Source organism: Spirosoma koreense (assembly GCF_054777875.1).
In genome coordinates this window covers 1-8,557 of record NZ_BAAHAC010000008.1, presented here as the reverse complement: position 1 = coordinate 8,557, position 8,557 = coordinate 1, and the positions used below count along the sequence as shown (strand labels likewise).

General features: G+C 47.0%; 10 protein-coding genes. 5 read left to right on the top strand and 5 right to left on the bottom strand.

Features of this window, described 5'->3' with window-relative positions:
- Both ACYVC2_RS10925 and ACYVC2_RS10920 read right to left on the bottom strand, forming a co-directional pair.
- The coding region (locus tag ACYVC2_RS10925) for a hypothetical protein (protein ID WP_461102459.1) at nucleotides 1-323 on the bottom strand (323 nt) is incomplete at its 3' end.
- A gap of 425 nt (nucleotides 324-748) precedes the next feature.
- Nucleotides 749-937 (bottom strand): hypothetical protein, encoded by a 189-nt coding sequence (locus ACYVC2_RS10920; RefSeq protein ID WP_461102458.1) that lies wholly within the window; start codon nucleotides 935-937, stop codon nucleotides 749-751.
- Between the two features lie 710 nt (nucleotides 938-1,647).
- Here ACYVC2_RS10920 and ACYVC2_RS10915 point away from each other — a divergent pair.
- A complete protein-coding gene (locus ACYVC2_RS10915; protein ID WP_461102457.1) occupies nucleotides 1,648-2,097 on the top strand; it encodes a hypothetical protein in 450 nt (149 codons plus the stop codon).
- 3 nt (nucleotides 2,098-2,100) lie between these two features.
- On the top strand, nucleotides 2,101-2,451 hold the full coding sequence (locus tag ACYVC2_RS10910) for a BrnT family toxin (RefSeq protein ID WP_461102456.1): 351 nt from the start codon (nucleotides 2,101-2,103) through the stop codon (nucleotides 2,449-2,451).
- Nucleotides 2,452-2,575: 124 nt separating this feature from the next.
- On the opposite strand, the gene ACYVC2_RS10905 is transcribed toward ACYVC2_RS10910, so the two are convergent.
- Nucleotides 2,576-3,529, bottom strand: coding sequence for a replication initiation protein (locus tag ACYVC2_RS10905; RefSeq protein ID WP_461102455.1), 954 nt, complete (start codon nucleotides 3,527-3,529; stop codon nucleotides 2,576-2,578).
- Nucleotides 3,530-4,329: 800 nt separating this feature from the next.
- On the opposite strand from ACYVC2_RS10905, the gene ACYVC2_RS10900 reads away from it, so the two are divergent.
- Genes ACYVC2_RS10900 through ACYVC2_RS10890 form a run of 3 tightly spaced genes read left to right on the top strand, consistent with a single transcriptional unit; the run spans nucleotide 4,330 to nucleotide 6,514 of the window.
- Nucleotides 4,330-4,803 (top strand): BfmA/BtgA family mobilization protein, encoded by a 474-nt coding sequence (locus ACYVC2_RS10900; RefSeq protein ID WP_461102454.1) that lies wholly within the window; start codon nucleotides 4,330-4,332, stop codon nucleotides 4,801-4,803.
- Nucleotides 4,800-5,825 carry a DUF5712 family protein gene (locus ACYVC2_RS10895; protein ID WP_461102453.1) on the top strand — a complete coding sequence of 342 codons (1,026 nt, stop codon included), beginning with the start codon at nucleotides 4,800-4,802 and terminating at the stop codon, nucleotides 5,823-5,825. The genes ACYVC2_RS10900 and ACYVC2_RS10895 overlap by 4 nt, the downstream gene beginning before the upstream one ends.
- Nucleotides 5,822-6,514 carry a hypothetical protein gene (locus tag ACYVC2_RS10890; RefSeq protein WP_461102452.1) on the top strand — a complete coding sequence of 231 codons (693 nt, stop codon included), beginning with the start codon at nucleotides 5,822-5,824 and terminating at the stop codon, nucleotides 6,512-6,514. The genes ACYVC2_RS10895 and ACYVC2_RS10890 overlap by 4 nt, the downstream gene beginning before the upstream one ends.
- 6 nt (nucleotides 6,515-6,520) lie before the next feature.
- Here ACYVC2_RS10890 and ACYVC2_RS10885 read toward each other — a convergent pair whose 3' ends face one another.
- Together ACYVC2_RS10885 and ACYVC2_RS10880 are read right to left on the bottom strand one after the other, a co-directional pair.
- A complete protein-coding gene (locus tag ACYVC2_RS10885) occupies nucleotides 6,521-7,075 on the bottom strand; it encodes an RNA polymerase sigma factor (protein ID WP_461102451.1) in 555 nt (184 codons plus the stop codon).
- A 115-nt stretch (nucleotides 7,076-7,190) separates the two neighbouring features.
- Nucleotides 7,191-7,778: a hypothetical protein gene (locus tag ACYVC2_RS10880; protein ID WP_461102450.1), complete on the bottom strand. Its 588-nt coding sequence runs from the start codon at nucleotides 7,776-7,778 to the stop codon at nucleotides 7,191-7,193.
- Nucleotides 7,779-8,557 lie beyond the last annotated feature (779 nt).

Here is an 8,557-nt window from a genome sequence, read left to right as displayed (position 1 = left end):
GTAATAGTCATCAACCCCCCATCAATCGAGCGATCCTGAATGATCATACCCGTCTCCTCATTGTAGAGCCGATCCCCTACCTGAGGTAAGACGCCAAACGCGTTGTAATACTTGTGAATGCTGGTAAAGCACGTATTGAGCCGGTCAATATAGGTGTCGGCGGCTATGACATCCTCGTACCAATTCGACACACGAGATAGTTTTTTAATCTCGGCCAGGATTCGTTCCGAAAGCAGAAAAACGATTTTAAAATCTTTGATGGTCCAGTGGTCATAGTGGATGCTATCCACAACTGACTGGGTCGGCTTACTAGGAAAGTTCATAAGTTGCTGGGAAGGCTACACCAGCAACTCGGATGAAACAGAGCGGAAGGTAGAGGAGTCCGTTAAACGATTGGAAGATGAAGCAAAGGTAGCTGATATTACCATCATATCACGGATAAAGAAATATTATAATTAAATGATAATTAAAGACTTAAATAGTGCTTTGGTTGTATTATTTTGGCTAGGTTAAGTAGCCACAGAGGACAAAAAGGTGTTGTATAAGTACCGTGGCTGTTGCAAAAGTCAATACTGGCCCGAATCTCTTCTGATCGCTGCCTTATTTTGACGTAAAATTCGGTCTTATAAAACTTGTTTCCGGTGCGAGATCAATCGATTTTAGACTTTTGCAACAGCCACGAATGTTATGTTAATAAAACTAATTTAGAAAAAGGCAATCAGACTAGAATGAGTTTTATTTGAAAAGTTTAATTACTCCAAGCTATAGAACTGCGTACCATTTCATCTGCTTTCACAACGTCAATAGTTAACACTTCCATCAATACCTTAATGGTTTCGATCTGACTAAAACCTACTCGCTTAAGCTCGGCAATACAAATTTGAATATCACGATGTTGCTCGTACACTTGTCTGAATAAAGCTAGAGCATTTTCCATGTTAGCTCTGTTGTATAAGTGCAATTATGTTAGACTAATCTCTACCTAAGCCTATTAATAATATCCGCAAAGCACCTGTTCCTGCAACAGCGAAGCCAAGAAGAAATATAAATGAATTCAGATATGGCCCTCCAGAGGACATTGTATATCCTATACCTAATAGTAACCACCCTACAGCTATCATGACCATTGAAATAATAAGCTTTACAGGTCGTGGCAACTTCATGTTTTTACTAAGATAGAGATAAATTGTGACACTAATGAACTCACAAGCATTGTTGCATAATCACCATTGTGTTAGGCTGATTCTTATCTGACGCCTAAAACGTATAGCACCCAAAGGGAACCTATACCTGCAATGACACATCCAGAAAGATAGAGTGTTGTGCTTGAATATGAGTAATGAATCGAGGAGGTTGCATAATTTGGAGGCATCAAGGTGTGATACAATCTGGCTTATGATAAGCTAAGTCGATTTTTATATCAATAAGCCGCTATATTCGTCTTATCAACAGGGAGTTATATAATTCCCTAATGGTGTGGATAGAAGCGGAAAGCAGACTGACAGTGTTGGTCTGCTTTTATGTTTCATAATCTCGATTATGTAAAGCTATTCACGGTGTTATATTGCCACTGACAAAACCTAGGTTTTGTATATACTCCAAAAATCTCCTAACTATGTGTCAGACAAAACGTCTGACATAACTGTTATGGCTGAAAATAACGCGCTGACAAAACCGGAGTTACGTCAGCAACCCGAAAAAACTACGCTGACAGAACCAGAGTTACGTCAGCAATCTACGGAAATGGCGCTGACAGAACCTAAGATCAGTCAGACAAAACTCGAAACTGACAAAAACAAGGGCGGGCGACCTCGAAAGGCTCCAGACGTAACGCCTTGGACAGTTCGAGGAGTGGATTTAGAAACACGAACAGCCATTGAGAAGGCTGCAACCCGCACTGGTAAGACTATCGGTCAGTATATGAACGAGGATCTACGGCAGTATGCTCAAGAACAGCTCAAGAAAGGCGACCAGCCACCTATGAGACAAGAAGATATACGTACGGAATTAGATGACATCAAAGGTATGATTACCCAACTTGCTGACCGTATGCCAGTACAAGACAAACGAGGATTCTTTCAGCGGCTATTTGGATAGAGAATGGAATTTGAATGGGATGAGGGCAATTTAACGAAGTTTGATAAAATACGTAGCAGCGGCCGCAACCTGACTGTGGATGAAAGTGAAAGCGTTTTTGATGACCCTAAGCGGTTATTTCGTACCTCCTATCCTGACGAGAAAACCGGAGAGCCACGCTACAGAGTCACCGGATTAAGCAATCAAAATCGTATAATAAGTGTTATTTTCGTAATCAGAGCTGGCAAAATCCGTATCTTCAATGCCTGGAAAGCCAAACAAACGGCTCTGAAAGAGTACTATGCGCAAACGACTGACCCCGGACGAGAAGAAACAATACGTGGTGAAGCAGACCCTGACTTCACGGGAGATTGAGCGCCTGGAGAACAATCCTAACGCGCGCCCTGTCAGCCACTCTGAGCTAGAGGCTCTGTTAGCGGCTAGCCGCCCTCAAACCCCAGCCTAAGCTTTACTTGGCCAAGTCTACCCGGCCGCTTCTCTACTTCTTATCGAGATCAAACTCTTTCTGCAGGATTGATCGAATGTAGCCTGGCTTATTTTTAGCCCGGTCGAGTTTGCCTGATGCTTGCAATTCATCGGCTCGATCGGCGAAGGCTTTGACGTTTTCGTGCGTTTTAAGGGCTTCTAAGGCCTGATCGATCAAAGGTGAGTCCTTGCCAAAGATTTGGCCTAAAAAGCGCATGACGAAGACTACATCCTCGTTCTTGGCCCTTTCTTGGGCTACTTCCTTCTTTTTTGTATGTATCTTGAAGATCCAACGCTTTACTGAGCCGCCCCGTCCTCGTCCACCTCTCTCCTCGCTGTAAGTGAAATATAAATCACTTATACCGTCCTCATACATACCCATTAGTTCAGTCTGGGCAATTTCAATGACATCTCTCTTTAACTGGCCAACTGGAAGCTTGACACATAGTACTTCCTTCAAACTATCTGGATTGTACTCAAACTGACCAATTGATCGCCATTGACAGCACCACTCGTAAAAGCGCTGAGAGAACTTACTTGTCAGAGTCATCACTACTGTAGCATCAAGCACAGTAAATCGCTTCGTAAGTTCATAGAGATAGGGTAAAACATACTTAGAGATGGAAACTTCTAAGCCTTTACCCTTTATGTATTGTCCGCCATTAACAAACCCAGTTTCAATCCACCCCCCATCAGGAGCGTCGATAGAGAAATCTTTCTTACGCAGGCTGACAACAGCTTTTCTATAATCTCTATACCGATGGTCATGCTCGTCTGACTTCTTAAGTTGACTTTCAGGAATAAATAAAATCAACTCTCTTTTAAAGAAATCATCAGTAGTACCATTTTGGACGGTTTTCATCACCTCAATAAGTGATAAATAGATTAACCGTTTCTCTGTGGTAGTATAGTCATATCTAGCCCCTGTAATAGCGTTAGTCTGCTTGAATGTCTCTATCTGCGTCATTCTTCTTATTTTATGCGTAATTTTAAATAAAATTCACAAAAACAAAAACTAAAATAGCTGTTTTTCCGCCAATTACGCATAAAATACCCCATAAAACTCCGCCAATTACGCATAAAACTCCGCCAATTACGCATAAAATACCCCTATAACTTACTAAAGGTCAATTAGTTAGCGAGTCGTAAAGTTTGCAAAAGTAATATTTGCTAAAGTGCAAATGCGAAAAAAGCGGCATTTAGGGTGTGGATAAGGCCATTTTTGGTCTCAAAATTCCCAGTTATCCACAGACTAAAAAAGCAGCAAAAGGACTCGCTAAAGCGAATGGGAAAAAAGAAAGCAAAAACTAAAAACTAGCACCGGGGCCGCGAACTATAACTTTAGTTATAGTTCCACGATTTGTACTATTCCAATAGTAAAACCTTTGCACTTTAGTAAATACGATTAAACCTAAGAACTACTGCCCCACTTTATCCCCTTTCCCATTTGTTTAAGCGTATTGTGATTTCTGTTCAACAGCTCTTCGACCTGCATTTGCTAGTTTACCCGCGATTATCTAGTTTCGTTCGATGACACCAAACCATCCGGATGCGGAATTGCCCTCCGTTGGAGTGCTGGCGTGGTACGGTCTTTTTAGAGAGCGAGACGGAACGCTATTCTGCTGCGCTCCATACCGTTCGTCTCGCTCTACGAGGTTGCTAATCAGTTAGTTATTGTCCGTACACCCAATTGTTTTTCCGTACAAGTTGTATACTTTTAATATAAACGTCTGATAATCAATACTAAAGTGAGTAAAAATTATAATTATGAGTGATCGTAAGAGTCTATCCATCAGTTTGGGCACCCACCGGCAACTTGAGAAGTTAGCTGATCAACTGGACCTATCACACAAAGATTTGGTGGCCATTATGCTCCACTTTTTTGCTGTTACCAAGCTCGATCCCCGCTATCCAAAAGCGGATGCGCCCGACGTGGTACTGAAGAAACTGACCGATAAAGTGGACGCTTTGGATAAGCGCTTTATTGGATTTATCCGCGAACAGGAGAAGACCCTTCTGAAACCTATGCAGACTGACATGCAGGCCCTGCGCCAAGGCTGGGAGTCGGGGCAAGGAGCGAGTCTGACCCCGGCTCAGCTGGAAGAGCAGCTGACGGGCGTGGTCGAAGCGATGCAGACGCTGCTGCGGCTCTCGTTCCGCACGGCCCTGGTCGATAACGCCCTGCGCAGCGAGTACAAACAACAGGTGGATGCTCTCATTGCTCAACAGAAAGTCTTATGATGACCAAGATACCAGGGGGTGGTTCGGGCCTCTCCAACCGTAGCGGCTCGTGTGGGGGCCTGGTGGTCTACCTGGAGAAAGAGCAGCTGGGCCACTGGTTCGGCCGGGATGTGGAGCACGTGCCGGGCTACCAGGTAACGGCCGAGATCGATGCCAACAAGCGCAATCTAGGGCGCGAGGCCGATAAGTACTACCAGATCGTGCTGGCCCCATCCAAGGCCGAACTGGCCCACATCGGTTCTGATCCGGCGGCTCTGAAGGCCTTTACCCGTTCGGCGATGGAGGCCTACGCCCAGAATTTTGGAAAGGGGATTGAGAGTAAAGATTTAGTCTGGTACGCCAAGATCGAGCACAGCCGCAGCTATGACCACACCGATCGGGCGGTGCAGCTGGGGGAGCAGGCCAAAGGTGGGCTGAAGCTGGGGGATCAGACTCATATCCACGTGATTGTGAGCCGCACCGAGAACCTACGCCAATACAAGCAGGGATTAGCCGAGGGCCTGCACGAGCGGAAGAATCCCTACCACCTGAGTCCACTGACCAACCACAAAGGCACCACCAAAGGGGTGGTACTGGGCGGCTTTGAGCGCAACGGCTTCAGTCAGCGGGTGGAGCAGTGTTTTGATCGTAGCTTTGGCTACGAGCGGGGGCTGACCGAATCGTTTCGGTATCTACACGGCATGAAGTACGGGGATGAAGGGCTGAAGATGGAACTGAGCCAGGCGGCTGCTTTAGAGCGGAGCCAGCAGCGGGAGCAGGCGCGCATGCTGGAACTGGCGGGCCAGAGTCGGCAGGCCGAGTTGCAATTGGGTTTAGGGCAAGCCTACCAACACTCCGACGCCCGGACGTTGAGCCAAGGCTTAGAGCAGGCCGAGCAGCTCCGTCAGCAGCTGGCCCAGCAACGCCAACAGGAGCAAGCTCGTCAACTCGAATTAGACCGGGCCGAAAGCCTAAAACGAGAGCAAAAGTTAGAGCAAGATATCCAACGAACCCCCCGCCAGGACCGGGGTATGCATTTATGAGCGAGAACAAATTCTTAAAGAATCTTCAACAGCCGCGGCCGTCGGCTTCGCCCGTCGTCAGTAGTCCCCCACCGGCTGATCCTGCGCCGGTTGCGCCTGGTCATGGCTACGATCCCATCCAGCGACTGGTGGAGGAACTGAGCCGACATAACCAGGCCATCGAGGGCCTGAACCGTCGGTTCGATGTGTGGGAAAAGCAGCCCCGGGGGGCTAGCACGGAGGAACTACAACGCCTGGTGGAAGCCGCTCGAGCTGGCACCCGCATTCAGGTAAACACCGAGCTACTGGCCACGAAGCTGCTGCCTGAACTGACCAAAGGGATGCCGACGCCGACCAACTTAAAGACCGCTACCGACGAAGGGGTGGCCGAGTTACGCGCTGTGGGACTGGCCACGGCTGAGCGCATCGAACAAGCCGCTAGTGCAGCGGCTCATCGAATCGAATGGGCCAGTCGTAGCAAAGCCAACGTCTGGGCCAACCGGATCGGGTTTACTAGTTGGCAATCGGCCCTGGTGGTCTTGAGTCTGCTGGTGGTGATAGGGGCAGGGCTGGTCATCTACGTGCAGTCGCATCAACAGGACGTACAGGCCATGCGAGTACAGGATAATGCCAGTAAAGAGTTTGTGAGCTGGATTCAGGAGAAATACCCCCAGGTCTGGAAAGCGTACTTGAGAAAAGTGAACCCCTAGCCTAGTCTAACAACTATGGTATTGGCAGATGTCCTGACTAAAAAACTGTCTCAGTTCTTGAAGGGCATTTCGCGTACGGGTTTTTATGGTACCCAACGGCACATTCAGCTCCTGAGCGATTTCTTGCTGTGTCCAACCATGTATATAAGTCAACTCGATAATCTGCCGGTATTTAGGCGGTAGGAGGCTAAAGATAGAGCTATTGAGCAGTCCATCATGAATGGCTAGGAGAACACCTTCGCCCATTCGTTCACCCATATACGTTATGGCTTGCGCCTGCACTTTCCGGTGCCTAAGTTCATCCATGGCCACATGGCGGGTGATGGTCAACAGCCATGTATAGGGGCGACCTTGCGCCGGATCATACTGGTGCAGATGCGTCCAAGCCTTGATAAAGGTATCCTGAAGCAGATCTTCCGCCTTTTCAGGGTCGTTAACCAGTTTAATCAACACGCTCAATAGAGCGGAATGATAAGTATTATACAAGGCTGTAAAAGCAGCGGCTTGTTCATTATTGTGCGAACCGATCAAGTACGCTTCAGTCTGGGGAATTGCGGTCATTCCGACTTGTAGAGGAGATGAACAAATGGCGTTGAATGCTATGCTAACCTAACTGATTATTAGATGAATGGTTCGATCTCAAGCAGAAGGCATCCTGTGTTAGCGGATAAACGTACTAGACGACAGTCTTCCCCATCACATTCATCTGTGCAGATAGCAGGGGCTGAAAAGTGCGTTCTACCTTAGGTAAACGTCGAGGAAGCGTACTGCGTAGACTCTGGGGTTGGGCTACAATACGCGCTCCCGTCCAGGTTGACGCAATGACCATGCCCGCAGCCACCAGAATAATATCTTTGATAATGTACTGAGCGGCCAGAGTGGGAGTATGATGTATGCCTGGAAACAGTTCGCTCGGAAAGAGGAACAAGGGGGACATAGCACCGATCATCTGAGCGGCCATTAGCCACACCCCTACCCGCAGAAACCGGCCTGTTAGAAAGCAGAGGCCAATGATGCACTCCAGTCCAGCGACAAAATCCATGGCTGGGTGTCCCGATAGGATGCCCAAGGTGAGAATAGTCGTCGTTCGGGTCGCTAAATCTTCAATGGGGCTAATACCCGGAAAGAACTTCAACACCCCAAATCCCAAAAAAACCAGGCCCATCCCAATGCGTAATAAAGCAATACTATGAGCTACCAACCAGCGATTGATGGCGGTATCGAGTTGGTCAAAGTGGTCAAACAGGCTACTGATCGTTTTCATAACATTGAGTCGTTGCGTCGGCCATACATACGTAAAAAGAGAAACAAACAGATTGAACGCCAAGGGAATAATACCCCATCTGTAGCGCAGTCACATTTAAGAAACTCCGGCTCTAAAAAAGCACAATAGGGTAGAACAGGTTATTTAAGATCAACCAATCTCAACGTCATGAATTTATCATCAATCTCTCCTGTTGCTGAGCAATTGCTTCAACTCCGTCGTCAGCATATAGTCGAATGGCAAACTCAGTTGTCAGATGAAGTAAAAGCCCGCAGCGCCTTAGAAGCCCGACACCAATCGGAAACGACTCGACTTCTAAGGGAGGAATGTCACTATAGTCAACGTGGTATCTTGGCTCAACAGCAGTCGGAGGAGCTAGCTCGACTCAGAGCGGAAAATCGAGCGAAACGATTGATGATTCGAGCTTGTCAACAGCAAAAAGAACTCGATTTAGAACAGCTTGTAAAGTCTCAAAATGGGGCTAGCTAATAGCCTTCTAAATTTGGATTATTCTGAGAGGTGTTGTATAAGCATTCTTATGTTAAGCGATTTTTCCGAGAATTAGATCAGGTAAAAGCACATTAATTACGGGCCAGCTTGGGCTTAACCAAGTACAAAAATAAAAAACACAAACGCCTAGTCACACTAGGCTCCCCTCAAAGGCTTAGCGTGAAGGTAATAGTCATCAACCCCCCATCAATCGAGCGATCCTGAATGATCATACCCGTCTCCTCATTGTAGAGCCGATCCCCTACCTGAGGTAAGACGCCAAACGCGTT

Excerpts from the sequence above, each read along its gene's own strand:
- ACYVC2_RS10910 (WP_461102456.1), top strand. The coding sequence starts at position 2,101 with ATGGAATTTGAATGGGATGAGGGCAATTTAACGAAGTTTGATAAAATA.
- ACYVC2_RS10880 (WP_461102450.1), bottom strand. The coding sequence starts at position 7,778 with ATGAAAACGATCAGTAGCCTGTTTGACCACTTTGACCAACTCGATACC.
- ACYVC2_RS10895 (WP_461102453.1), top strand. The coding sequence starts at position 4,800 with ATGATGACCAAGATACCAGGGGGTGGTTCGGGCCTCTCCAACCGTAGC.
- ACYVC2_RS10920 (WP_461102458.1), bottom strand. The coding sequence starts at position 937 with ATGGAAAATGCTCTAGCTTTATTCAGACAAGTGTACGAGCAACATCGT.
- ACYVC2_RS10890 (WP_461102452.1), top strand. The coding sequence starts at position 5,822 with ATGAGCGAGAACAAATTCTTAAAGAATCTTCAACAGCCGCGGCCGTCG.
- ACYVC2_RS10885 (WP_461102451.1), bottom strand. The coding sequence starts at position 7,075 with ATGACCGCAATTCCCCAGACTGAAGCGTACTTGATCGGTTCGCACAAT.
- ACYVC2_RS10900 (WP_461102454.1), top strand. The coding sequence starts at position 4,330 with ATGAGTGATCGTAAGAGTCTATCCATCAGTTTGGGCACCCACCGGCAA.
- ACYVC2_RS10915 (WP_461102457.1), top strand. The coding sequence starts at position 1,648 with ATGGCTGAAAATAACGCGCTGACAAAACCGGAGTTACGTCAGCAACCC.
- ACYVC2_RS10905 (WP_461102455.1), bottom strand. The coding sequence starts at position 3,529 with ATGACGCAGATAGAGACATTCAAGCAGACTAACGCTATTACAGGGGCT.